The following is a 21,394-nucleotide window of genomic DNA, read 5'->3' as shown; positions in this document are numbered from 1 at the left end:
GCGTTACGAGAACGATCTGACCAGCGAGCCGACGAGAAGGTTCCAGCCGTCGATGAGGACGAAGAAAAGGATCTTGAACGGCAGCGAGATCGAGGTTGGCGGCAGCATCATCATGCCCATCGCCATCGTGATGCTGGCAACGATCATGTCGATGACGAGGAATGGCAGGACGATGAGAAAGCCGATTTCGAAGCCGCGGCGGATTTCCGACAGCATGAATGCCGGGATCAGCACGCGGTAGTCCGTCTGCGCGCCGAGCGTGACCGTCTGGCCGCGTTCCCGGGCGATGTCGACGAACAGCGCCACATCCTTGTCGCGGACGTTGGCAATCATGAATTCGCGGAACGGCTGCGCGATGCGCTGTATCGCTTCGGCCTCGTTGATCTGGTTCTGCAAAAGCGGCTGTGCGCCATCCTGCCAGGCACGGTCCATTGTCGGTGCCATGACGTAGAAGGTCATGAACAACGCCATGCTGGTGAGGATCATGTTGGACGGTGTGGTCGAAAGGCCCATGCCGGACCGCAAGATCGAGAACGCGATAATGAAGCGCGGGAAGCTCGTCACCATGATCAGGATGCCGGGCGCGATGGATAGAACCGTCAGCAGGCCGAAGGTGCGGATGATCCAGGCGGAGACCGAGCCGTCGACCGGCAGGTTCAGCATGTCCAGGGCAGACTGTTGCGCATTCGCCGCGTCAGGTAACGCAGCGAAGAGAGCAAGAACGGCTAAAAAACGAATCATTCGATGATGAAAGTCCTGAACACCAGATCAGCAACCTTGCCCTGAGACCTCAGCTTGGCGCGTTCCTTCAGGTCATCTCGGAGATAACCGAAGCCGCGTGGCCCCTGAATTTGCTGCAGCGACAAGGTCCGCATATAGGCGAGTATATCTTCCTGAATGGAAGCCGCCACCGCTTCATCGATGTTTTCACCGAATATTAACGAAACCTCGAGGCGGACCATGCTGTCCGAAGGATAGGCGAGGTTGGCAATGATCGGTTCCAGCGGCCGGACGTGGCTCGCACCGGCAGCGGCGCCGTGTTCCCCTCCCCCGGCAGGAGCCGCGGCTGCGCCATGACCGGCGGCAGGTGCCTCCTCCACGACCGGCGACGGGACGATCATCTTGCCGACAACCCAGCCTCCGCCCACGCCGACGACCGTCAGTCCCAGTACGGCCGCCGCAGTCATCACCAGGGAAGACTTTTTCTTCGCTGGTTGATCCGCCGTGAGGCTGGCGTCGGTCATGGTGGCTAAACTCCGCTAGTAGTAAGGGACATCGAATCGCGCCCGGTCAGATCGGCGAGAAGATGTCGCTGATCTGCTGGCCGACCGGCGGCTGCTGGACTTCCATCAGGCGACCGCGGCCACCGTAGGAAATGCGGGCTTCGGCGATCTTCTCATAGGATATCGTGTTCTCGGCATTCACGTCCTGAGGGCGCACGATGCCGGCAACGTTGAGGATGCGGATCTCATGGTTGACGCGCACTTCCTGCGAGCCGCTGATGATGAGATTTCCGTTTTCGAGAACGCCGGTGACGACCGCGGCCACGAGAAGCGTCAGCTTCTCGGCGCGGCTGATGGAGCCCTTGCCGTTCGACTGGCTGTCGGAATCAAAGCCCGCCGTCGAATCTGCCTCCGGCTTCCAGCCAAGGATTTCCGCGGCGGCCTGCCAGTTGGTGGTCTTGGAATTCTTGCGGCTGCGATCCGTCTCGTTGTCAAAGCTCGCCTTGTCGTTCATCGAGATATTGACCGTCAGGATGTCGCCAACGTTCAGCGCACGGGCATCCTTGAACAGGGCGCCCTGGCTGTCGCTCCACAGCGAGAAGCCGCTCGCCATGTGGCGCGGCTGCTTCGGATACATCGACATCTGCTGCGTCTGGCCATATTGCAGGCCGCTGCCGATCGGGCTCATGGCCGGCGCATTGCCGATTTCCTTGATGGTCGTCATCTGCCCGTTCTGACATCCGGCGATCAGCGATGTCATCGCAAGAAGAGCCGTGAGTTGCTTTTTCATGACGGGTCCTTGGAGGTATTGGGGTCTGCGGCGCTCGCCATGATCATTGCGACCATGGCAGCCTTCTGGGCGTCCATTTCGGCAAGGATCAGGCCCGATTGCCGCGGTGGCAGCTGCATGATGATGGCGGCTGCAATGTTGATGTTCATCTGGTCGAACTGCGGCGCGACTTCGTCAGCCTTTGCCGTCTTGTAGATTTCGACCAGACTGGCCTTGGCGCTGGCCAGGAACGCGTTGCGTTTCTTCAGCCAATCCTGATATTCGGCGCGCCGATTTTCGAGCTCGGTGATGCGCGTGTTGATGTCGCCCTGCAGCTTTTCCAGTTCCTGCTTCTGCAGGAGATAACGCTGGTCGCGGGCCGAATCGACAATGTTGCCGCAGAACTGCTGGACTTCCTGCTGGCTGCCTCCGGCTTCCTGTGCGGCGCCAAGAAGTTGCGGCTGCTGCTGCGCGCGGGCGCCCGGTAGGAGGCAGAGCGAGAGAGCGGCGGCGATCAGATAGACCGAGCTGCGAGTAGCGAGAACCGGGAACCTGCCTGAAACTGTGTTGGTCATTGCAGAACGAGCTCCGCTTGCAGGGCTCCGGCAGACTTAATCGCCTGGAGGATCGAGATGATGCCGTCCGGCTTGACGCCGATATTGTTCAGGCCGGCGACCAGCGTCTTCAGATCAGGTCCGTCGATGACGGCAATCGGTCCGCCGGTCTTTTCGGCCATGATGTCGGTCTGCGGCTGCACCGCCGTTTCTCCCCTAGAGAACGGTTCGGGCTGGATGACCTGCGGCGTCTCGGTGACCTGAACAGTCAACGTGCCGTAGCTGACTGCAACCCGGGCGACCCGGACATCGGCGCCGATGACGATCGTACCGGTGCGCTCGTTGATCACCACGCGTGCGGGGGCGTCGGTCTGGACCACGAGATTTTCGATGTCGCCCATCAGGCGGGTCAGGTCGGCTGAGCGCGGTTTCTGGACAACCACTTCCTGGCTGTCGCGCGCTTCGGCGATCGGATCGCCAAAGGTGCGGCGGGCATAGGCGTTGACGACATCGGCGATACGAACCGATGTCGAGAAATCCGGGTTGCGAAGCTGCAGCACCAGATTGACCGAATCCTTGAACTTGGACGGAAGCTCGCGCTCGATGATCGCTCCCGACGGCACACGACCGGCTGTGGTGACGCCTTCGGTCAGTGTCGCAGCCGCACCCTGTGCATTGAAGCCGGAGACGATCACCGACCCTTGCGCGACGGCATAGATCTGTCCGTCGGCGCCGGTGAGCGATGTCATGATCAGCGTGCCGCCGCGCAACGAGGTGGCGTCGCCGAGCGAGCTGACATTGACGTCGATGCGGCTGCCGGGGCTTGCAAACGAGGGAAGGTTGGCGGTGACCATGACTGCGGCGATGTTCTTGGCGCTGGACTGACCGCCCTGCGTCGAGATGCCGAGGTTCTGCAGCATGGCGCGCAGCGACTGATCGGTGAACGGAGACGAACGCAGGCTGTCGCCGGTTCCCTGCAGACCCACGACCAGGCCATAGCCGATCAACTGGTTCTCGCGACCGGACTGCAGCGAAGCGATATCCTTGATGCGGGACGACGTGGCCGTGGCATCGGTGACGGGCAGCATCGTGATGACCGCGATCGCCGCAATCATCAGTTTCCGGACCATACTCATTTTTGAACCACCTCGACGCTGCCGTCCGCCATCACCGTGCCGTTGACCATGACGCCCGTATCGAGGTTCCTGACCTTGATGACCTCGCCTGTCATCGCATCGTCCATGGGCGCGCCGCGGGCGGCGATGACCATGCGCTGCGACGAGAAGGTAAGCCTAACACTTGTGCCGCGCTTGACCGTGAAAGGATCGCGGAGAACGTTCAAAGGAATGGTGCGGCCGGCAAGCAGCGTCTTGCGCGTGACCTTGCCGACTACCTGATCCAGCGAACTGGCATAACCCGGCGCGATATTCGGATTGGTGACGGCCACCTCGCTGACGAACGCTTCGCCGATCGTATCGCCCGGATAGATCGTGGTGCTGGGCACGACGGCATTGCGCGGCTCCGCGAATGCCGCCCCCGGCAGGATGAGCGCGCTCAAAAGCGCCCCGGCCAGCCAGGTCTTCATTCCGGTTTTCCAGCTGCTTGCCCGACCGGTTTTCCGGACGTTCTCTTGCCAAAGCATCATGCTCGGTCCGCCTTCTATCTTCCGCTACTTGAGGTTCTGGCTGACGATCTGCGCCATCTCGTCGGCGGTGGTGATCACCTTCGAGTTCATTTCATACGCACGCTGAGCGGAGATCAGATCGGTGATCTCCTTGACTGAATCGACGTTGGAGTTCTCGAGATAGCCCTGCTTGAGGTAGCCGAAGCCAGTCTCCTGCGGGTTGGCGACCACCGGCTGCCCGGATGCCGCCGTTTCAGAAAACAGGTTGTCGCCCAAAGGCTTCAGACCGGCATCGTTGACGAAGTTGGTCAGAGTGATCTGGCCGAGTTCCGTCGGGGTCGTCGATGTCCCGATCGTCGCATTGACGATCCCGTCTTCGCTGACGCTGACCGACGTCGCGTCAGTCGGAATGGTGATTTGCGGGATGACACCGTAACCGTCGGCAGTCACCAGTCTTCCGTTGGCATCCTTGTTGAAGGACCCGGCGCGGGTGTATAGGGTCTCACCGTTGGTGCCTTCGACCATGAACCAACCACGCCCGACGATCGCCATGTCGAGATCGTTGCTCGTCTGGGTGATTTCGCCCTGGATGTGGAGCTTGCGGACGGACTGCGTCTGAACACCGAGACCGATATTGGCACCTTCCGGCACAGCGGACTGATCGGCGCGGTTGGCGACGCCCGAAGCGCGCTCGGTCTGATAGAGAAGGTCGGTAAACTCGGCACGCGACCGCTTGAAGCCGGTCGTGTTGATGTTGGCGATGTTGTTTGCGATGACTTCGAGATTGGTCTGCTGCGCATCCATGCCGGTGGCGGCAATTGCTAGTGCTCTCATGGTCTCTACTCCAGTCTCTAGATCTGCATCTTGGTGATGTCGAGGTAGGCGGACACGATCTTGTCGCGGAACGCCGTTGCCGTCTTCAGCGCCTGTTCGGCCTGGAGAACGGCATCGACCACTTCACGCGTGTTCGCCTTACCCTGGATGCCGGCAAACGATGCAGTTTCACCGCCCTTGACGGCGTTGATCGCGTCTGTTGCCATGCTGCCCAGGACATCACCGAAGCCCGGTCCTGCAACGGCCGTCGTTGCCGCGTTGACCGCGGTGCCGAGAACATTTGCTGCCGTATTGTCGCCGGAGACGCCGTCGGTCTGCTTTGTGAACAGGCCAAGGCCCTCAATAGGATTGATCATCTTTAACCTTTCAAGAGATCGATGGTCGCCGAGATCAGATCGCGGGACTGGCGAATGCTCTGGAGATTTGCCTCGTAGCTGCGGTTTGCTTCACGCAGGTCTGCCATTTCGATCAGCATGTTGACGTTCGGCATCTTGACGACGCCGTTTGCGTCCGCTGCCGGATTGCTGGGGTCGAGTTCTTCAACGAAGTCACCCTTGTCGACACCGATCTTCTGGACGCCGACGGTCCTGACCCCTGTTGCCCGGTCGAGTTCGGCGCCGAACGTCACCGTCTTGCGGCGATAGGGATCGGCACCCGGCGTATCGCCGGTGGTGCGGGCGTTGGCGATGTTTTCCGACACGATGCGGAGCCTGGTCGCTTCCGCTTCCATGCCGCTGCCAGAAATCTTGAGGGCTGCTGATAAAGGATCCATTGGGCTCACTTGCCGACTGCGGTCAACATCATGTTGTGGAACGCCTTCACCAGCTGCGTATTCAGCTCGTACTGGCGCTTGATCTCCCCGCTCTTGGAGAGTTCGCTGGCAACAGCAACCGTGTTGCCCGACTCCTGGTTGCCGATCTCGTTGTTGAGATCTTCGTCCCTGACGTCGACATTGTCCGAGCCAAGGCCGACGCTGGCGAAATGGGCCGAATTGGTGCGCGCCATCGGGATGTTCGAGGCGTCGAGTACCGATTGGAACGGCGTCACGTCCTGTGCCCGGTATTGTGGTGTATTCGCGTTGGCGATGTTGGTGCTGACGACTTGTTGCCGGATCGACAGCCACTCCGCCTGCCTGGAGGCAAGCTCAAACAATTGGATCTGTTGCATCACGTCTTCTCCGTCTTCTCGACAAAGGAGTAAGATTAGAAACTTGCGTGGGACTTGTGCTGATGCCCGCAGACCCGCGGCGAGCCCGGCAACAAAGATGAATGCTGCGTGGGTGCGGACCCGTTGCACGAGGTTTTGCGGGTCGACCGTTGAGGCCTAATTAACTTTCTGTTAAACATAAGCTTACAAATTGCTGCAAAAGCGATGGGCCTGCGTCTTCGACCAGGCGGGCATGAAGCCATTCGATCGCAGCCAGATGTTTTGGCAAAATCCCTTAGTTTTCAAGGATCATGCCTGATGTCCGACGCTATCTCCGTCAGCTATATCCAGAGTGCGTTGCAGACTCTGCTGTTCACCAGTGATTCGCTGGAAGAGGCACAGAAGCGTACCTCCAGCGGCTACAAGATCAATTCCCCGGCAGATAATGCGAGCTACTGGTCGGTCGCAAATTCGATGACGTCGGACACGAAAATTCTGAGCAGTGTGAACGATGCGCTCGGTCTTGGCGCCGCAAAGGTCGATGCCGCCTATTCCGCGGTCGAATCGTCGATCGATATTGCCGACCAGATCGTGGCCAACCTCACCACCGCCAAGGAAGACGGTGTCGACCAGAGCGCCGTCAACGCCACAATCAGCGATCTCAAGGCCAGCCTCTCGTCACTGATCAAATCCGCATCGTTCGGGAGTGATAACTGGCTTTACAACTCGTCGGAGGCCGACGCTGGCGCGAAAACCGTTCCGGCCTATTTCCAGCGCAGTGTGTCGGGTTCAGTATCGCTGTCCTACGCGACATTCGATGCAAGCAATTCCACGCTGATCGATACCGGCGATGCAAACCGCGGGCTTCTAACGAGCTCGATCGATCCGAGCACTCTTGCCTCGAACGGAAGCGGCTCGGGCAAACAGTATTATCTGTTGGACGCAGGGTCGGAGATCGCCACGGATGGTTCGCCGATCGAACTGACCGACGAGACGACGTCCGAAGACATCGACGACATGATCAACGTCATGAACTACATTCAGCAGAAGCTGACGACGCTCGGTTCAACGCTTGGGACGATGTCGAACCGGATCGATACCCAGTCGAGCTTCGTTTCGAGCCTGGCGGACGTGTTTGACAAGAGCATCTCGCACCTCATCGATGCGGACATGGAGGCGGAGTCGACCAAGGTCAGCGCCTATCAGGCCCAGCAGGAGCTTTCGTCCCAAATCCTTGGCATGGCCAATACCCATCTGCAGAGCCTCGCGACCCTCTTTAGGTAGGGCGGCCCTCTTCAGCGTCACGGCTCTGAAATTATCGCAATAAAAAGCCTCGGACGCCGGTGAACTGACCCCATCAAAGCTGGATACAGCTTTGATGGGCAGCGTACGGACGTGCCGAAGCTTTTTGTTGTGCTGCCAGTTGCTTACTGGGCGCTTTCGTACATTTCTCCGGTGGAGGTGACGATCACCCATTTGCCGTTCTTCTGGGTAAGCGCGGCCAGGCGGCTGTTGTCCGGCAGGACCGAACCCGTCTGAACAATGTACATTCCCCGATCGTCCTCGATCATCGCGCGTCCGTTGGCGACGTGAAGAAGACGGAAGCTGGAGCGTCCAGGGAACGGCTGCTGAGTGCCCGTGTCCTCGCCTTTCGCATCGGCCGCGCCCGCCTTGGGAACTGTTGCCGTTACAAGCAGGTCGGTCGGGTCCTCGGGCGGTTTGCGGGCCACCGACATCGGCGGCACTTCGACCACGTCGCGCTGACGGAAGCTGCGCAGGTCGCGCAGTTGCTCCCAACCCGAAACGTTGACGCCGAACTTATCTTCGTTGAGGAAGACGTACCACGGGAACATGGCGGCGGCGACGGCGAGCAACAACGTGCCGCCCTTCAGCGTGATGTCTGCCGCCGTGGTCTTTTCGTCCGACTTCTTCTTGAAGCGTTTTGCCAGTTTCTGCCGTTGCGTGAATTTCATCCCCAATCCTCATCAACCCCTCTTGAGAGCCGGCATCTGGCCCTGGGCCGCGACATTGCGCAGCGCGATGGCCAGCTCCGCGTAGGCGTCGGCAACGCGCTTGTCGCCGGGCGTCTGCTTCAGCACTTCATAGATCGCGGGCACCTGCCTCACCGCCATGTCGAGATCGGCATCGGTCCCTTGCCGGTAGCCGCCGATCAGGCGCAGATCGCGGGTTTCCTCGAAGCGATGCATCAGTGTTTTCAACCGCATGACCAGTTTCTCCTGGTCGGGCGTCCAGGCCTTTCGGGCGAGACGCGAGATCGACGACAGGGGATTGATCGGCGGGTAGCGACCTTCGTCGGCGAGACCGCGCTCCAGCACAATGTGGCCGTCGAGAATGCCGCGGGCGGAGTCGGAGACCGGATCGTTGTGGTTATCGCCGTCGACGAGGACGGAAATGATGGCGGTGATCGTACCGCTGTCTTCGAGGCCCGGCCCTGCCCGTTCCAACAGTTTGGGCAGTTCGGTAAATACCGAAGCCGGATAGCCACGCGAAATCGGCAACTCGCCGCCGGCGATCGCGACTTCACGCACCGCATGCGCAAAGCGCGTCACGCTGTCTGCGATGAACAGCACGTTTTCGCCCTTGTCGCGAAAGTGCTCGGCAATAGTCATGGCGATCAGCGGCGCCATCTTGCGCAGCATCGGGCTTTCATCGCTGGTGGCCACCACGGCGATGGATTTCTTCATGTTCTCGCCCATCGTGTCTTCGATGAATTCGCGCACCTCGCGGCCGCGTTCCCCGACGAGGGCAATCACAACGCGGTCGAACGCATCGGCGCCGGCCATCATGGACAGGAGCGTCGACTTGCCGACGCCCGAGCCTGCGAAAATGCCAAGGCGCTGGCCGAAGCAGAGCGGCGTGAAGATATCGATCGCCTTGACGCCGGTACGGAAACCTTCCTCGACACGGCGGCGGGACATGGATGGCGGCGCGGTACTCATGATCGACCGCGCCACGTCGCCCTGCACGAGCGGGCCGCGGTCGTCGATCGGCCGGCACAGCGCATCGATGGCGCGACCACACCAGCTGTCATGCGGGGATACCTTGAACTCACCGATGCGCAGAACACTGTCACGGATGCCGATCGGCTCGCCCGGTTCGATCGGGCAGATATGAACCTGGTCGGACTCGACCTTGATCACCTGGCCGAGATGCGTACCAACACTGCTGCAATGCTCGACGAAGTCGCCCAGCCTGACATGTTTCGAAAGGCCGCTGACGGTGTAATAGGTCGCGGAAATTGCGGTGACCACGCCGCCCGGTGCAAACGCAAAGGCCGGCCCGGTGTGGCGCCCAACAAGGGCTGCCAAGAGATCGAGCTTGTTTGCCGGGCCGTGAACTGTCTGACTTGCGGTCATGAGGGATCGTTTTCCGGCTTACTGGCTACCGCCCAAGGTCTTGATGGCCTCGGTGAAGCTGCTGTCTGTGGAGCTGAGAAGCGAGGAAATGCTTTCAAAATTGCGGCTGATCGAGATCAGCTCGGTCATCTGGCCGATGCCGTTGACGTTCGACTGCTCGATAAAGCCCTGCATGACGCCGACGTCGCTGTTGTCGACGACCGGCTGTGCCGGTGACGACGGCAGGACGCCGCTGTTTTCATAGCGCAGATAGCCCTTGGAAAGATCGGCCTGGAAGAGGCCGAGCGAAGCGACAATCCTGCCGTCCTGCATGATGCGACCATCGGTGCCGACCGAGGGCGGGCCGCCGTTGCGGTCGAGCTGGATGGCGCCACCGCCGGCATCGAGAACCGGATAGCCGCGGATCGACTGGAGTTCGCCCGTGTCTGCCATGGTGAAGCGTCCGTCACGGGTCAAGACCTGGCCCGCCGGCGTATCGATCGCCATCCATGCGTCACCCTTGACCGCAAAGTCGAGAGGGTTGCCGGTCTGCTGCAGTTCTCCCGATCTCGTGGAGAGGTAGTCGTTGCCCTGCGACACGAAGGAAACCGACGCGGAGATGTTGTTATCGATCTTGGCGAGCATCTGGTCGAACTTTACTTCGGTCGCCCGGAAGCCGACGGTGTTCATGTTGGCCATGTTGTCCGCGACGGTCGTCAACCGCCGCTCAAGCGCCATTTGGGCCGACAGGCCAACATAAATACCAGATTGCATCGATGGATCTCCTGAGATGAAGCGGCTCCTACCATCGAGGAATCGCCGAGCGGCCTGAACCGGCCTTCGTGCGCATTCAAACAGGGGTTGCTTGTGTGAAGCTGATCGAAAATGCGAAACGGCGGAGAGGCTGCGATAGCCAGCTTCACGCAAGGCTACCCGCCTAGATGTTCCGCTGCATTAATGACGGCGGATACACATCAAAATGATGATCATTGTGGGTTTCATAATCACTATTGGCTGCGTGCTTGGTGGCTTCATGGCCATGGGCGGCCATCTCAATGTTCTGTTCCAGCCTTTCGAGCTGGTGATCATCGGCGGCGCAGGCCTGGGCGGCTTTATCATGGCCAACCCGATCAAGGTCGTGAAAGACAGCGGCAAGGCACTGGGTGAAGCCTTCAAGTTCGCGGTTCCCAAGGAGCGCGAATATCTCGACATCCTCGGCGTTCTCTACGCACTGATGCGCGACCTAAGAACCAAGCCGCGCAACGAGATCGAAGCGCATATCGACAATCCGCAGGAATCGTCGATCTTCCAGACGGCTCCGACGGTTCTGAAAAACAAGCAGCTGACCGTGTTCATCTGCGACTATGTTCGCCTGATCATCATCGGCAACGCCCGCAGCCACGAGATCGAAGCGCTGATGGACGAAGAGCTGGAGACGATGCTGTCCGACAAGCTCAAGCCCTATCATGCGATTACCGCAATGGGTGACTCGTTCCCGGCCATCGGTATCGTCGCCGCCGTTCTCGGTGTCATCAAGGCCATGGGCAAGATCAACGAGTCGCCTGAGGTCCTGGGCGGACTGATCGGCGCCGCACTGGTCGGCACCATGCTCGGTATCATTCTCTCCTACTGCGTTTGCAATCCGCTGACCTCGCAGATCAAGGTCGTCCGCACAAAGCAGCATCGCCTCTACACGATCGTCAAGCAGACGCTCATCGCCTACATGAACGGCTCCGTACCGCAGGTCGCTCTCGAATACGGTCGCAAGACCATCGGCAACGGCGATCGTCCTTCGATCGACGCCGTCGAGCAGGAGATGATGAACCCCGGTGGTGAGAGCAAGGCGGCCTAACGATGAACAATCCGTCGAGCGAAGTCACTAAGCCGATCGACCCGATCGTCCTTGCGCGGCTGACAGGCAGCCTGGGTGACGTGAAGACGATTGCCCATTGCTGCAGCGATGTTGCGGCCCTGCAATGCCAGCTTCTCGGCGATGTCGTCCAGGAGGAAATGCAGCTCGACATCGGCGTCGAGTATGCTGGCCACGTCTCCGGTCTGCGCTCTCAGGTCATCGCGGGGCTTGGCTCGGGTTACACGCTTGTCAGCGCCAGTCAGCGCAACTGGTGTACCCATTTCGTGATCGCCACCCGGAACAGCCTGCCGATCGCCATGATCGCGCAGCTGCTCGGCGATACCGACCAGCCTTCTGATGACACGCGCACGTTGACGTCTATCGAGGGCGATATCGCATCGCTGCTCGTTTCGCGGATCGCGGGCGTGCTTCGCCTCGGCCTCGGCCCCAAGGGGGAGTTCGAGCCGGTGCTGTCGCCATGCTATCCGATCACCGACTACGCCCGGCAGTCGCTGGAGATCCCCGACTGTTTCGCAGCCGCGGTCCGGCTTCAGGTCAAGCTTGGATCGCTGACGGGTGAGGTCGTGATCGTCATTCCGCAAAGCGTGTTGCTGAAGACGACGATCACCCGTCCTTCCGGACAACTGGCAAACAGTCTTCCGGCGCCGGCCGACGCCGTTGCCGATCACGTGCTGCGCTCGCAGATCGATCTTTGCGCGCGCATCAAGCTCACGCCGCTCAAGCTTGGCTCAATTGCCAGATTGAAGCCTGGTGATACCATACCGTTCGAAGACATCGGCGACATTGGGGTCGATATGGATGCGAACGGGAAACTGATCTACCGCTGCGAGTTCGGCCGGTCCGGCGACAGCTATTCCGTAAAGATAAAATCCAACGTCTCTCCAGACGGCAATATACTCAAAAAAATTCTCGATAATTGACGCGGCGCCTCCGCGCCCGGCAGCTTCAGACAAGTTTCGATGTGGATAATAGATCATGGCTAGAAAAACGACCGTCAAAAACGAACTGACTGAAGATCCGATCGCCTCGAGCAGCCTGGATCTGGAACACGCGATCGACGACCTACGTGGCGCATTGAAGGCGGACGAGGACGGCACGCTGCTGTCGGCCGATCCGTTCGCGTCACCGGCCTCCGATTTCGGCAGCGACAGCTTCGGTTCGACGGATTTCGGAACGAGCGACTTTGGCTCGACCGATTTCGGCGGCAGCGACTTTGGTGGTGGCGACCTTGGCAAGTCCGACTTCGGAGCCAGCAGCTTTGGTGGTGGCGCAAGTGCGATGCCGAGCTTCGGATCCGACACGCATGGTGAAAGCCTCGAGGCCAATCATGACCTCATCTTGGACATTCCGATCGATGTCCAGATCGTGCTCGGTTCAAGCCGCATGCCGGTCAAGGGTCTGATGAGCCTCAAGGAAGGCACGACGATCACGCTCGACAAGAAAATCGGCGAGCCGGTCGATATCACCGTGAACGGTCGCCTGATCGCCCGCGGCGAAATCACGCTTCTCGAAGACGACGATACACGCTTCGGCGTAAAGCTCACTGAATTGTCAGGAGCTCCCAAGAGCTAAAATGAATTTAGCGTTTTAGGACAAGCCCATGATGGACTTCGATACCTTTAGTGACAACCTGCCCGGCCAGCCGCTTTCTCAGGCAGAGAAAGCGGCTGCGGTTCTGCTCGCAATGGGAACGGGCGTTGCAGGTAAGCTGCTGAAGTATTTTACCCAAGCCGAACTGCAGACAATCATTGCCTCCGCGCAGAGCCTGCGCGCCATTCCGCCAGACGAACTGACCACTCTCGTCAACGAGTTCGAAGACCTGTTCACCGAAGGAACAGGTTTGATGGACAACGCCATGGCGATGGAAAAGATTCTCGACGAAGGCCTGACGCCGGAAGAGGTCGACGGACTGCTGGGAAGACGCACCGCGTTCCAGACCTACGAGGACAGTCTCTGGGACCGTCTTCAGGACGCCGATCCGGTGTTCATCTGCAAGTATCTCGGCCGCGAACATCCGCAGACGATCGCCTACATCCTTTCGATGCTGCCTTCCGCCTTTGGTGCGAAGATCCTGGTCGAACTGCCGGAAAGCCTGCGTGCCGACATCATGAAGCGTGCGGTGAACCTAAAGAACGTCAATCCGCAGGCGGTGCAGATCATCGAAAAGCGGATCGCCGATCTCGTCAACGAAATCGATGCCGAGCGGAACTCGACCGGCCCGGTCAAGGTCGCAGACCTGATGAACCAGCTCGAAAAGCCACAGGTCGATTCCCTGCTCGAATCACTGGAACAGGTCAGCCAGGAAGCAGCCCAGAAGGTTCGCCCGAAGATCTTCCTGTTCGAAGATCTCATGGTCATGCCGCAGCGCAGCCGTGTCATCCTGCTCAACGATATCGCGGGCGACATCCTGACGATGGCGCTGAAAGGTTCGTCGGCACCGATGCGCGAATCCGTGCTCGTCTGCCTCAGCCCACGCCAGCGCCGCATGGTCGAATCGGATCTTGCCGCCGGCGGTACGATCAACCCGCGCGAAGTGGCGCTTGCCCGCCGCGCGATCTCGCAGGAAGCGATCCGGCTTGCCAATTCCGGCCAGATCGAACTCAAGGAAAAAGAAGCACCGGCAAGCGAAGCGGCCTGATTGCCTCCGCTGCCGGACGCATCCAACACCGAAATGCCCGCCTCGTGCGGGCATTTTGTTATCCTTCGCCATCTCGGATGCGGTCAAGCATAGCCGAGACACGATGGAAACTATGCTCGCAGCGCCGCGAATCGGTTAAGGCTTTCGCGCTCGCCGAGCTGGACGAGTATGGGGAGATGTCGCGCTTTCGTGGGCCGACATGCTGAATGCCACTGGGAGAGATCGATGTCGAATAAGCGCATATTGCTGGTCGGAGCCGGATTGTCGGGCGCCGTCATCGCCAGGAAACTTGCGGAGGCCGGTCATTCCGCTGTCGTTCTCGACGAGCGCGCCCACATCGCCGGCAACTGTTTTACCGAGCGTGACAGCGATACGGGCGTGATGGTGCATGTCTACGGACCGCACATCTTTCATACGGACGATGAGCCGGTCTGGGATTATGTCAACCAGTTCCAGACCTTCATGCCCTATGTCAACCGCGTGAAGACGACCAGTGGCGGGCGCGTGTTCCTGCTGCCGATCAACCTGCACACGATCAACCAGTTCTTCGGCAAGACGCTGCGACCCGACGAGGCAAGACAGTTTATCGCGTCGCTGGCCGATACGTCCATCGGTGAGCCGAAGACGTTCGAAGAGCAGGCTTTGAAATTCGTCGGCCGTGATCTCTATGAGGCGTTCCTGAAGGGCTACACGGTCAAGCAATGGGGCTGCGAGCCAAGCCAGCTGCCGGCCAGCATTTTGAAGCGTCTGCCCGTCCGTTTCAACTATGACGACAACTACTTTTTCCATCGTTTTCAGGGCATGCCTGAGAACGGCTATACGGAAATGGTTGAACGCATTCTCAATCACGAGCGCATCGAGGTCAGGCTCGGAACCCGTTTCACCCGGCCAGATGCCGCGTCATTCGACCATGTCTTCTATTCGGGACCGCTTGACGGTTACTTCGACTTCGAACTGGGTCGGCTAGGCTATCGGACGCTGGATTTCGATCGCTTCAGCTACAACGGCGACTACCAGGGCTGCGCCGTGATGAACTACGGCGATCTCGACATTCCCTATACCCGGATTACCGAGCACAAGCATTTCTCGCCTTGGGAAACCCATGAGAAGAGCATCTGCTACCGGGAATATTCGCGCGCCTGCGGACCAAGCGACATCCCCTACTATCCGATCCGCATGGCCGACGAAAAGGCCTTGCTCGAGCGCTATGTCGAGCTGGCCCGGACGCAGCAGAACGTGACATTCGTCGGCAGGCTCGGCACCTATCGTTACCTCGACATGGACGTGACGATCCGCGAGGCCCTGGACACGGGGGACGCCTATATCAACGCCCTGCAGGGGAAAGGCGCGCTCGGAGCGTTTTTCGTTAATCCGTAGAGCCGATGTAACAGTGGCATAGTCTGCAAGAAGGGTTGCCCGGATTTGCGGGAAACGGATGGCTGCACCGGAATTGGTGAAAATGGCCGCGCTATACTTTGTCGCGTCGACAATATCTTGCGGTTCGATTGCGCGATGCTGTTCGTCGCTGACGAAAAGACCGCCAATTCAGTGGAACTTTAGGTCGCTGCTTCCTGCGACAGTGAACCGGCAAATCAGGTTCCATTGAGTTCTTGCCGGGCGTAGTAAACTCCTGAAGTCTCGCTCGGCATTAACCCAAAATTAAGCGGTACTCCATTACATCTTTAGTGATCGCGAAAGTTCAAACACAGGTCCCATTCCCCCATGCGTCAGACGCAACGCGGGGAGGCTTTGTATGGAATCTTTCTCGGCCACCGGCGTAGGGGGTCAGAGCTGTCGAACAGCTCTGGAAGCATGATGCCCTTCCAATACGCAGGCTCGCAGGAGCCATGTCTCACTTGATATTGTTTCGTCCGTCATGAGGTCCGAGTTGTGGTCGCTGAGTGCGCCCGGCTACGTGGGCATGATTGCCGGCAGGCGCCTTTGCGCGCCTGGGTCGCTGTAGGAACTGTTCGTTCATTACGCAGCCAGGGACAGGGGAATGCGTACGTGATCAACCAACTCCGAGGGCGCACATAATGACTTCTATCGTATCATCTCTAAGCGTAAACCAGATCAAGGCGATGTCCACGACGACGATTGCGTCGCTGAGCACGGATGACGTCGCCGCTCTGAGCTCCACTCAGATCGCAGCACTTTCATCGTCGCAGATCGCTGCGATCGAAACCGGCGACTTCGAGGTCATGTCGTCCGCACAGATCAGCGCCATCTCGGCCGCTGCGGTGCTGGGCATGTCGACCGACCAGCTTGGTGTCCTTTCGACCGGCAATGTGCAGGGTCTGTCGACCTCGCAGCTCGCCGCGATGTACTCCACCCAGATCGAAGCTCTCGATGCCGATCAGGTAACCGCGCTCAGCAGCACGCAGATCGCGGCTCTCGGCTCCGCGTCGCTCGCCGTGATGTCGACGGATGAACTTGCGAGCTTCACGACCGACGAAATTGCCGCCATCAGCACCAAGGCTATCGTCGCTCTCGACGCCGACGATTTCGCTGCATTTGGCAGCAACGTGTCGGCCCTCACCTCCAAGCAGGTCTCGGCGCTCAGCACGGACCAGATCGCACTTTTTAGCACCACCACGATCGCTGCATTCGGTTCCGACCAGGTCGCTGCGCTGACATCCAGCCAGATCGGCGTTATGTCGACCGCCGCGATCGCCGCAATCGCGACCGACACCATCTCCTCGCTGACGTCCAAGCAGCTCTCCGCGATGTCCTCCGACCAGATCGCCGCACTTGATCTCGACCGGACCACCGCGCTGACCAGCTCTCAGATCTCCGGCCTCGGCTCCGACGCAATCGGCGCAATGACGACGGACGAAATCGCAGCCTTCACGACCGACGAACTCGCCGCTATCAGCACCAAGGCCATTGCAGGCCTTTCCACTGACGACTTGACCGCTCTCGGCACCAACGTCACCTCCTTGACGTCCAAGCAGATCTCGGCACTGTCGACCGCCCAGATCGCATCGCTGAGCACCGACGTCATCGCCGGACTCGGCAGCAGCCAGATCGGCGCGCTGACATCCACTCAGGTCGCAGTTCTGTCCACCGCCGCTATCGCCGCAATCGCGACAGACAACATCGCCGCCCTGACCTCCAAGCAGCTCTCGGCCATGTCGACGGACCAGGTTGCAGCTCTGGATGTCGACCAGGTGACGGCTCTCTCCAGCTCGCAGATCGCCGGCCTGAGCTCGGGTGCCATGGCTGTCATGTCGACCGACGAAATCGCAGCCTTCTCGACTGACGAAGTCGCCGCCATCAGCAGCAAGGCAATCTCCGGCCTGTCCAGCGACCAGATCGCTGCCCTCGGAACCGACGTGACTGTCCTGACCTCCAAGCAGATCTCGGCAATGTCGACCACCCAGATCGCATCGCTGAGCACGGATGTCATCGCATCGCTCGGCAGCAGCCAGATCGGCGCATTGACGTCCACTCAGATTGCGGTTCTGTCGACCGGCTCCATCGCAGCGATTGCTACCGACAGTATCGTTGCTCTCACCTCCAAGCAGCTTTCGGCCATGTCGACAGACCAGGTCGCAGCTCTTGATGTCGACCAGGTGACGGCTCTGTCCAGCTCGCAGATCGCAGGGCTGACCTCGGGTGCCATCGCTGTCATGTCGACCGACGAAATTGCAGCCTTCTCCACTGACGAACTTGCCGCGATCAGCAGCAAGGCAATCTCCGGCCTGTCCACGGATCAGCTTACTGCCCTCGGCACCGACGTCACGTCCATGACGTCCAAGCAGATCTCGGCGATGTCGACCGCGCAGATCGCATCGCTGAGCACCGACGTCATCGCCGGACTCGGCAGCAGCCAGATCGGCGCAATGACGTCCACGCAGGTCGGCGTTCTGTCCACTGCCGCAATCGCCGCAATCGCGACAGACAACATCGTTGCCCTTTCCTCCAAGCAGCTGTCGGCCATGTCGACAGACCAGGTCGCAGCTCTTAGTGTCGATCAGGTAACTGCCCTGACCAGCTCGCAGATCGCCGGCCTGAGCTCGGGTGCCATGGCTGTCATGTCGACCGACGAAATCGCAGCCTTCTCGACTGACGAAGTCGCCGCCATCAGCAGCAAGGCAATCTCCGGCCTGTCCACGGATCAGCTGGCTGCCCTCGGGACCGATGTGACTGTCCTGACTTCCAAGCAGATCTCGGCGATGTCGACTGCCCAGATTGCATCGATGAGCACGGATGTCATCGCTTCGCTCGGCAGCAACCAGATCGGCGCACTGACGTCCACTCAGATCGCGGCTCTGTCCACCAACGCGATCGGCGCAATCTCGACCGCCAGTGTCGTTGCCCTCACCTCCAAGCAGCTTTCGGCTATGTCGACAGACCAGGTCGCAGCTCTCGGTATCGATCAAGTAACGGCTCTCTCCAGCTCGCAGATCGCCGGCTTGAGCTCGGGTGCCATCGCTGCCATGTCGACCGACGAAATCGCAGCCTTCTCCACTGACGAAGTCGCGGCCATCAGCACGAAGGCAATCTCCGGTCTCTCCACGGATCAGCTTGCTGCTCTCAGCGCTAACGTTGGTTCGCTGAGCTCCAAGCAGATTGCGGCCCTGTCCACCGACCAGGTCGCGTCTCTAAGCACTGATACGGTTGCAGCCCTCAGCTCCACCCAGATCGGCGCGCTGACCTCCAGGCAGATCTCGGCACTGTCCACCGCCGCGATCGGTGCAATCGAAACGGCCGACATCGGTTCGCTGAGCTCCAAGGTGCTCTCGGCCATGTCAACCGATCAGGTTGCAGCGCTCAGCCTGGATCAGGTTACTGCACTGACCAGCTCGCAGATTGCCGGTCTGACCTCTGGCGGCATCGCCGCAATGTCGACCGACGAAATTGCAGCCTTCTCGACTGACGAGATCGCCGCGATCAGCACCAAGTCCATCTCCGGCCTGTCTACAGAAGACATTGCCGGCTTGGCCTCGACACAGCTCAATGCCCTGAACTCGCGTCAGATCCAGGCCCTGAGCGACGAACAGGTCGCAGCTGTCATTGCCGCATACTCGTCGGTCTGACGACCAGCGAAGGCGATACGCTCCATCATCAAAGGCGGCGCAGCTTAGACTGCGCCGCCTTTTTGGTTGACCGCAGGGCATGCAAGTCTGGATTGCCCTCACCCTGCTTCGCGACCGCAATAACAAGCCCGACGCAAGCTAACCCCGATAATTACAAGGATAAGACGCGTGGAGTGCGTCAATCGTCAGCATCGCTGCCTTGGAACGGGATGGTCATGAACGCCAATATCGCACCTGCAACTGCCCAGGCTTCGCCCTTCGCCAGTATTCTGGAGAAGGCGCAGAACCAGCAACTCTCGCTCGGCGATCTGTTCCAGGTTGCAGAAGCGCTCAATTCCAGCGGCCAGCAGGCGCGCGCCGTCGAGGTCTACAAGGTGTGGACCGCCTTCAACGAAACCCACCCGCTTTTGCATGTCGCCTATTTCAACTACTCCGTGACGCTGCGACAGCAGGGCGACAATGCCGGCGCCATTCTCGCCTTGCAGGCGGCCAACAGGCTCGATCCGCTTTTCGGCCCGGCCCATATCAATCTGGGACGTACGCTCGAAGATTCCGGCCTCATCAATCAGGCACTCCAGAAATGGCGCACCTATATCGATCTGACCGACGAAGTCATTCCTGACCGCATCAACAACCGCCTGATGGCCATGCAGCATACCGGCCGCGTGCTCGAAAACGCAGGTCGGCTGGATGATGCGGAATCCATCCTGTGGCAGGCGATCGAACTGCAGCCAAACAAGACGGAGGCCGGCCAGCACTGGAGTTCGATTCGCCAGCGCCAGTGCAAATGGCCGGTTCTGACTACGACATCGCCGCATGTGACGCCGCGCCAGCTTCTCGACGCCATGTCGCCCCTGACGCTGTCGTGTTATTCGGACGATCCGATGTTCCAGCTGGCCAAGGCCTATCGCTACAGCAAGCAGCTTATCGGCGGGCCGTTCGACCTCAGCGCCTTCCCGCGCAAGGCGGCCAAGAAAAAGACCGGAACCGGGCAGCGCCTGCGCATCGGTTACCTGTCATCAGACCTTCGCGACCATGCCGTCGGTTTTGCATTGCGCGAAGTGCTCGAGTTGCACGACAAGGACAACGTCGAGATCTACGCCTACTATTGCGGCGAGGCCCGCACCAATGACGCGACGCAGGACCGGATCAAGGCGGTCGCCGACCAGTGGCGCGATATTGCGGCACTTGGCGATGCGGAAGCGGCGAAGACGATCCGCGCCGACGAGATCGATATCCTGATCGACGTCAACGGCTATACGAAAATGGCCCGTGCGAAAATCTTCGCCTACCGTCCGGCACCGGTCATCGTCAATTTCTGCGGCTATCCGGGATCGATCGGCAGCCCGTTCCACGAGTACATGATTGCCGACGGTCACATCGTGCCGCCGGAAAACGAGATCTTCTACACCGAGAAAGTGCTGCGGATCGCCTGCAACCAGCCGATCGACCGCAAGCGCGTAATCGCCCCGACGCCGAGCCGCATCGATGCCGGACTGCCGGACGGCGCCTTCGTCTATGCCTGCTTCAACGGCATGCAGAAGATCACATCGGACTGCTTCAATCGCTGGATGAAGATCCTGTCTGCAACGCCCGGCAGCGTCCTCTGGCTGCTCGCGGGGGACGAGGATGCCAATGTGCGGCTGCGTCAGTTGGCAGAAAAGCAGGGCATCGCGGCAGAACGGCTGATCTTCGCGCCGAAAGCGCCGAACGCCAATCACCTTGCCCGCATCGCCTGTGCCGATCTCTTCCTCGATACATTCCCCTACGGCGCGCATTCGACGGCCTCGGACGCCATCACCATGGGTCTTCCGATCCTCACCGTTTCGGGCAACGGCTTTGCCTCGCGGTTCTGCGGCAGCATTGTTGCCGCCGCCGGCATTCCGGAGATGATCTGCGCCACACCGGAGGAGTATGTCGCGCGCGCCATCGGCTTTGCGCATGACCGCGAGAGCCTGCGCGCGATCAGAACGTCGCTCTGGGACAAGCGCGACACGAGCGCGCTTCGGGACATGCCCGGCCTCGCGCGTCGGCTGGAAGAACTCTACTGGCAGATGCAGGGCGAGGCCGAGCGTGGGGAGACGCCGGTGCCTGATCTTCGCAATCTCGACATCTATTACGAAGTCGGCGCGGAGCTCGTTCTCGAGGGGATCGAGTTCGAAACTGCCGATGCCTACCGGAAGCGCTACACATCGAAGCTGGCATATCAGAACGAATATGCGCCGATTCCCTACGACGACCGTTTCTGGAAACAAAACAAGGGCTGAACTGTCCTGACCCGGCTGTTCTCGATCGAGAGCGTCCGGGTTTTCGGCAGTCTCAAAGGCTCAAAATC

At 59.9% G+C, this 21,394-nt stretch carries 21 protein-coding genes; 8 read left to right on the top strand and 13 right to left on the bottom strand.

All coding sequences use genetic code 11. From position 1 onward, the window contains the following. Window positions 1–3: 3 nt before the first annotated feature. The 10 genes from fliP to flgB all read right to left on the bottom strand — a co-directional run bounded on the left by fliP (window position 4) and on the right by flgB (window position 6,171). Window positions 4–741: a flagellar type III secretion system pore protein FliP gene (gene fliP / locus IFT66_RS16510; protein WP_062453804.1), complete on the bottom strand. Its 738-nt coding sequence runs from the start codon at window positions 739–741 to the stop codon at window positions 4–6. Next, window positions 738–1,244, bottom strand: a complete 507-nt coding sequence (locus IFT66_RS16505) for a flagellar basal body-associated FliL family protein (protein ID WP_092661182.1) — start codon at window positions 1,242–1,244, stop codon at window positions 738–740. Before IFT66_RS16505 ends, fliP begins: the two co-directional genes overlap by 4 nt. Before the next feature lie 46 nt (window positions 1,245–1,290). Continuing rightward, window positions 1,291–2,013, bottom strand: coding sequence for a flagellar basal body L-ring protein FlgH (flgH, locus tag IFT66_RS16500; protein WP_062453806.1), 723 nt, complete (start codon window positions 2,011–2,013; stop codon window positions 1,291–1,293). Continuing rightward, window positions 2,010–2,567, bottom strand: coding sequence for a MotE family protein (locus IFT66_RS16495; RefSeq protein ID WP_062579097.1), 558 nt, complete (start codon window positions 2,565–2,567; stop codon window positions 2,010–2,012). The genes flgH and IFT66_RS16495 overlap by 4 nt, the downstream gene beginning before the upstream one ends. Then, window positions 2,564–3,661 carry a flagellar basal body P-ring protein FlgI gene (locus IFT66_RS16490; RefSeq protein ID WP_371816134.1) on the bottom strand — a complete coding sequence of 366 codons (1,098 nt, stop codon included), beginning with the start codon at window positions 3,659–3,661 and terminating at the stop codon, window positions 2,564–2,566. The genes IFT66_RS16495 and IFT66_RS16490 overlap by 4 nt, the downstream gene beginning before the upstream one ends. A 17-nt stretch (window positions 3,662–3,678) precedes the next feature. Further along, a complete protein-coding gene (flgA, locus tag IFT66_RS16485; protein ID WP_244473995.1) occupies window positions 3,679–4,131 on the bottom strand; it encodes a flagellar basal body P-ring formation chaperone FlgA in 453 nt (150 codons plus the stop codon). Window positions 4,132–4,215: 84 nt separating this feature from the next. Further along, window positions 4,216–5,004, bottom strand: a complete 789-nt coding sequence (gene flgG, locus IFT66_RS16480) for a flagellar basal-body rod protein FlgG (RefSeq protein ID WP_062453809.1) — start codon at window positions 5,002–5,004, stop codon at window positions 4,216–4,218. Window positions 5,005–5,021: 17 nt separating this feature from the next. Beyond that, a complete protein-coding gene (locus IFT66_RS23755) occupies window positions 5,022–5,360 on the bottom strand; it encodes a flagellar hook-basal body complex protein FliE (protein WP_062453810.1) in 339 nt (112 codons plus the stop codon). A gap of 2 nt (window positions 5,361–5,362) precedes the next feature. Then, on the bottom strand, window positions 5,363–5,776 hold the full coding sequence (gene flgC, locus IFT66_RS16470) for a flagellar basal body rod protein FlgC (RefSeq protein WP_062453811.1): 414 nt from the start codon (window positions 5,774–5,776) through the stop codon (window positions 5,363–5,365). A gap of 5 nt (window positions 5,777–5,781) precedes the next feature. Further along, complete coding sequence (gene flgB / locus IFT66_RS16465) at window positions 5,782–6,171, bottom strand: flagellar basal body rod protein FlgB (RefSeq protein WP_062453812.1); 390 nt, start codon at window positions 6,169–6,171, stop codon at window positions 5,782–5,784. Between the two features lie 297 nt (window positions 6,172–6,468). On the opposite strand from flgB, the gene IFT66_RS16460 reads away from it, so the two are divergent. After that, window positions 6,469–7,434 carry a flagellin N-terminal helical domain-containing protein gene (locus IFT66_RS16460; RefSeq protein WP_162759501.1) on the top strand — a complete coding sequence of 322 codons (966 nt, stop codon included), beginning with the start codon at window positions 6,469–6,471 and terminating at the stop codon, window positions 7,432–7,434. 143 nt (window positions 7,435–7,577) lie between these two features. On the opposite strand, the gene IFT66_RS16455 is transcribed toward IFT66_RS16460, so the two are convergent. Genes IFT66_RS16455 through flgF form a run of 3 tightly spaced genes read right to left on the bottom strand, consistent with a single transcriptional unit; the run spans window position 7,578 to window position 10,280 of the window. Beyond that, the gene (locus IFT66_RS16455) at window positions 7,578–8,123 is read right to left on the bottom strand and encodes a flagellar protein (protein WP_174195621.1); all 546 of its coding nucleotides are present in this window, start codon (window positions 8,121–8,123) and stop codon (window positions 7,578–7,580) included. Window positions 8,124–8,135: 12 nt separating this feature from the next. Then, window positions 8,136–9,527, bottom strand: a complete 1,392-nt coding sequence (gene fliI, locus IFT66_RS16450) for a flagellar protein export ATPase FliI (protein WP_062453815.1) — start codon at window positions 9,525–9,527, stop codon at window positions 8,136–8,138. A gap of 18 nt (window positions 9,528–9,545) precedes the next feature. Continuing rightward, a complete protein-coding gene (gene flgF / locus IFT66_RS16445) occupies window positions 9,546–10,280 on the bottom strand; it encodes a flagellar basal-body rod protein FlgF (protein WP_062453816.1) in 735 nt (244 codons plus the stop codon). 205 nt (window positions 10,281–10,485) lie between these two features. Between flgF and motA the strand changes: the two genes are divergently transcribed. The 7 genes from motA (at window position 10,486) to IFT66_RS16410 (ending at window position 21,326) form a co-directional block, all read left to right on the top strand. Further along, complete coding sequence (gene motA, locus IFT66_RS16440) at window positions 10,486–11,358, top strand: flagellar motor stator protein MotA (RefSeq protein WP_062453817.1); 873 nt, start codon at window positions 10,486–10,488, stop codon at window positions 11,356–11,358. A gap of 2 nt (window positions 11,359–11,360) precedes the next feature. Beyond that, window positions 11,361–12,299: a FliM/FliN family flagellar motor switch protein gene (locus IFT66_RS16435; RefSeq protein ID WP_192078242.1), complete on the top strand. Its 939-nt coding sequence runs from the start codon at window positions 11,361–11,363 to the stop codon at window positions 12,297–12,299. Window positions 12,300–12,354: 55 nt separating this feature from the next. Beyond that, window positions 12,355–12,951 carry a flagellar motor switch protein FliN gene (gene fliN / locus IFT66_RS16430; RefSeq protein ID WP_062453819.1) on the top strand — a complete coding sequence of 199 codons (597 nt, stop codon included), beginning with the start codon at window positions 12,355–12,357 and terminating at the stop codon, window positions 12,949–12,951. 28 nt (window positions 12,952–12,979) lie between these two features. Beyond that, window positions 12,980–14,017, top strand: a complete 1,038-nt coding sequence (gene fliG, locus IFT66_RS16425) for a flagellar motor switch protein FliG (protein WP_062453820.1) — start codon at window positions 12,980–12,982, stop codon at window positions 14,015–14,017. Window positions 14,018–14,242: 225 nt separating this feature from the next. Continuing rightward, a complete protein-coding gene (glf, locus tag IFT66_RS16420; protein ID WP_174195620.1) occupies window positions 14,243–15,394 on the top strand; it encodes a UDP-galactopyranose mutase in 1,152 nt (383 codons plus the stop codon). 659 nt (window positions 15,395–16,053) lie between these two features. Then, window positions 16,054–19,059, top strand: coding sequence for a beta strand repeat-containing protein (locus tag IFT66_RS16415; RefSeq protein ID WP_192078241.1), 3,006 nt, complete (start codon window positions 16,054–16,056; stop codon window positions 19,057–19,059). Between the two features lie 215 nt (window positions 19,060–19,274). Then, entirely contained in the window at window positions 19,275–21,326 is a 2,052-nt protein-coding gene (locus IFT66_RS16410; RefSeq protein ID WP_192078240.1) for an O-linked N-acetylglucosamine transferase, SPINDLY family protein, read from the top strand. The last annotated feature ends 68 nt before the right edge of the window (window positions 21,327–21,394 follow it).

Source organism: Rhizobium sp. CFBP 13726, assembly GCF_014841925.1.
Lineage (GTDB): Bacteria > Pseudomonadota > Alphaproteobacteria > Rhizobiales > Rhizobiaceae > Neorhizobium > Neorhizobium soli.
Note: the sequence above shows the minus strand (reverse complement) of the source record. Positions and strands in the feature narration are given on the sequence as shown.

Coding starts and splice junctions, on each gene's coding strand:
- flgB (WP_062453812.1), bottom strand. CDS start 6,171: ATGCAACAGATCCAATTGTTTGAGCTTGCCTCCAGGCAGGCGGAGTGG.
- IFT66_RS16410 (WP_192078240.1), top strand. CDS start 19,275: ATGAACGCCAATATCGCACCTGCAACTGCCCAGGCTTCGCCCTTCGCC.
- IFT66_RS16495 (WP_062579097.1), bottom strand. CDS start 2,567: ATGACCAACACAGTTTCAGGCAGGTTCCCGGTTCTCGCTACTCGCAGC.
- fliN (WP_062453819.1), top strand. CDS start 12,355: ATGGCTAGAAAAACGACCGTCAAAAACGAACTGACTGAAGATCCGATC.
- flgH (WP_062453806.1), bottom strand. CDS start 2,013: ATGAAAAAGCAACTCACGGCTCTTCTTGCGATGACATCGCTGATCGCC.
- IFT66_RS16455 (WP_174195621.1), bottom strand. CDS start 8,123: ATGAAATTCACGCAACGGCAGAAACTGGCAAAACGCTTCAAGAAGAAG.
- flgG (WP_062453809.1), bottom strand. CDS start 5,004: ATGAGAGCACTAGCAATTGCCGCCACCGGCATGGATGCGCAGCAGACC.
- flgF (WP_062453816.1), bottom strand. CDS start 10,280: ATGCAATCTGGTATTTATGTTGGCCTGTCGGCCCAAATGGCGCTTGAG.
- IFT66_RS16435 (WP_192078242.1), top strand. CDS start 11,361: ATGAACAATCCGTCGAGCGAAGTCACTAAGCCGATCGACCCGATCGTC.
- flgA (WP_244473995.1), bottom strand. CDS start 4,131: ATGAAGACCTGGCTGGCCGGGGCGCTTTTGAGCGCGCTCATCCTGCCG.
- fliG (WP_062453820.1), top strand. CDS start 12,980: ATGATGGACTTCGATACCTTTAGTGACAACCTGCCCGGCCAGCCGCTT.
- IFT66_RS16490 (WP_371816134.1), bottom strand. CDS start 3,661: ATGATTGCGGCGATCGCGGTCATCACGATGCTGCCCGTCACCGATGCC.
- IFT66_RS16415 (WP_192078241.1), top strand. CDS start 16,054: ATGACTTCTATCGTATCATCTCTAAGCGTAAACCAGATCAAGGCGATG.
- glf (WP_174195620.1), top strand. CDS start 14,243: ATGTCGAATAAGCGCATATTGCTGGTCGGAGCCGGATTGTCGGGCGCC.
- motA (WP_062453817.1), top strand. CDS start 10,486: ATGATGATCATTGTGGGTTTCATAATCACTATTGGCTGCGTGCTTGGT.
- fliP (WP_062453804.1), bottom strand. CDS start 741: ATGATTCGTTTTTTAGCCGTTCTTGCTCTCTTCGCTGCGTTACCTGAC.
- IFT66_RS16460 (WP_162759501.1), top strand. CDS start 6,469: ATGTCCGACGCTATCTCCGTCAGCTATATCCAGAGTGCGTTGCAGACT.
- IFT66_RS16505 (WP_092661182.1), bottom strand. CDS start 1,244: ATGACCGACGCCAGCCTCACGGCGGATCAACCAGCGAAGAAAAAGTCT.
- IFT66_RS23755 (WP_062453810.1), bottom strand. CDS start 5,360: ATGATCAATCCTATTGAGGGCCTTGGCCTGTTCACAAAGCAGACCGAC.
- fliI (WP_062453815.1), bottom strand. CDS start 9,527: ATGACCGCAAGTCAGACAGTTCACGGCCCGGCAAACAAGCTCGATCTC.
- flgC (WP_062453811.1), bottom strand. CDS start 5,776: ATGGATCCTTTATCAGCAGCCCTCAAGATTTCTGGCAGCGGCATGGAA.